The organism is Vibrio sp. D173a, assembly GCF_030248475.1.
Genome location: NZ_JAHGAH010001058.1, coordinates 1 through 1,544, shown reverse-complemented (window position 1 = coordinate 1,544; position 1,544 = coordinate 1). Strand labels below are relative to the sequence as shown.

The following is a 1,544-nucleotide window of genomic DNA, read 5'->3' as shown; positions in this document are numbered from 1 at the left end:
AATTCCTTTGTACGACTGAACTTTCGACCCTTTGGCTTACATCAGCATTCACCAAAGACGCTTCTAAAACGATATCGACCCTTTGTGAGGTGACCTGACTATTAGACAACTCACTAACTGAAACGGAAAAATCATCGACTTCAATCTGCTTATTAAAAAACAAACTTTCACACGTCATTGTTCCCATACCAGGTGATGAAATCTGATTGATATCAGTTATATAAGGGGATTCTTCTTGGCAATAGTTCAGCTTGTTATCTTTAAATTGATAAACAATATTTCGATAGGCGGACGAAGCGCTATTTTGGCGATACACAAAACCTAAGTAAGACTCGCTGGCACTAGATTGAAAGGTATAAATAGTATTAGCAGCCCCCGAAAGCTTCACTGACTGCCCTGAATCTGCATCATAGCCTGCTCGCCAGATCTCTTCTTTCATCATTTGAGTGGTAGAGAATAAGTTCTGAGACAACAGGAGTTCCAAGCTCTTCTCTGAACTCAGGCGTTGGTTGGTGACAAATACCGAACCGATAGTACCGATAACAATCACTCCTATCGCCGATGCAACCAGCATTTCAACCAAGGTACTACCTTGAAACCGTCTAATCACAAATTTCATAGCCATAGTGGCCTATACTATTGCGCCCTTCACTATTCGGGTCACTACTACAAATTCGGATTCGCCCTGTCGTTTTCGATACGATAATCGAAAGTACATCCGTTGGCGCGTTCGTTGAAGCAAGCGAAACATTTCCATCCCGAAAACGCCCCCTCATATTATCGATCGCAACTGAAGTGCTGTTTGAAAAATTAAAGTCTGCTTTGATATCTCTGTATGTTGAGCCGTCAAGTTTCATTAACACATTACTTGGAACGTAAGATGCTGTGCTACTCAACACCAGGTCCCAATTTCCATCTGAGCTCTCGGTTGTACCTAACCCACCGGATACTAAAAATAGAATATAAAGCTCTTTATTACGAGTGACAGCCTCTGAACGAGCGGTAATAAAAAAGCCATGTACCTCGGGAGCTAAGCGTTGCAGCTTTGAGGAGGCCAATAGCGAACTAAAACTCGGGGCAGCCGCTGCCAGCAGTACCGAAAGCACCACAACCGTTATCAGCAGCTCTAATAGAGTAAACCCGCGAGTCATTTCCCAAATTCCTATGTAACGTATTGCGTAACCGTATTTAATCTTGCACCGATGCTATCACCAGAGAAAAATAGCCTGACAAGTGAAAAGGAAGTCCTCGTGATGATTCGAAAAAATATATGCAACAGCAACAACATACGCACAAAAGGAATGACATTGATCGAGTTATTGATTGTGGTTGCCATCATCGGGATATTGGGTGCGATTGCCTACCCAAGCTACACCAATCACGTACTGACTGGACACCGAACCAGTGCACTCGCCGATATCGCGCGCATTCAACTAGAGTTAGAAGCCACCTACGACAGCGGTTATGACTGGAGTGGGATTGTTTCTGGAAGTGATTGCTTGATCTGCGATACCGATGCAAGTCGCTTTGTTTTCAGTGTTGCC

The 1,544-nt window shown here is 43.7% G+C and carries 3 protein-coding genes; 1 reads left to right on the top strand and 2 read right to left on the bottom strand.

Going from position 1 to position 1,544, the window contains the following annotated elements; all coding sequences use genetic code 11:
* Positions 1 to 574: PilW family protein (locus KIV40_RS31270; protein WP_285353194.1), on the bottom strand; the 574-nt coding region annotated here is incomplete at its 3' end.
* A 28-nt stretch (positions 575 to 602) separates the two neighbouring features.
* Positions 603 to 1,151: a GspH/FimT family pseudopilin gene (locus KIV40_RS31265; RefSeq protein WP_285353190.1), complete on the bottom strand. Its 549-nt coding sequence runs from the start codon at positions 1,149 to 1,151 to the stop codon at positions 603 to 605.
* Positions 1,152 to 1,253: 102 nt separating this feature from the next.
* Here KIV40_RS31265 and KIV40_RS31260 point away from each other — a divergent pair.
* Positions 1,254 to 1,544 (top strand): type IV pilin protein (locus KIV40_RS31260; RefSeq protein WP_285353192.1); only part of this gene is annotated, 291 nt, incomplete at its 3' end.

Bases quoted from the DNA above. Each gene is read 5' to 3' on its own strand.
- KIV40_RS31265 (WP_285353190.1), bottom strand. From the start codon at position 1,151: ATGACTCGCGGGTTTACTCTATTAGAGCTGCTGATAACGGTTGTGGTG.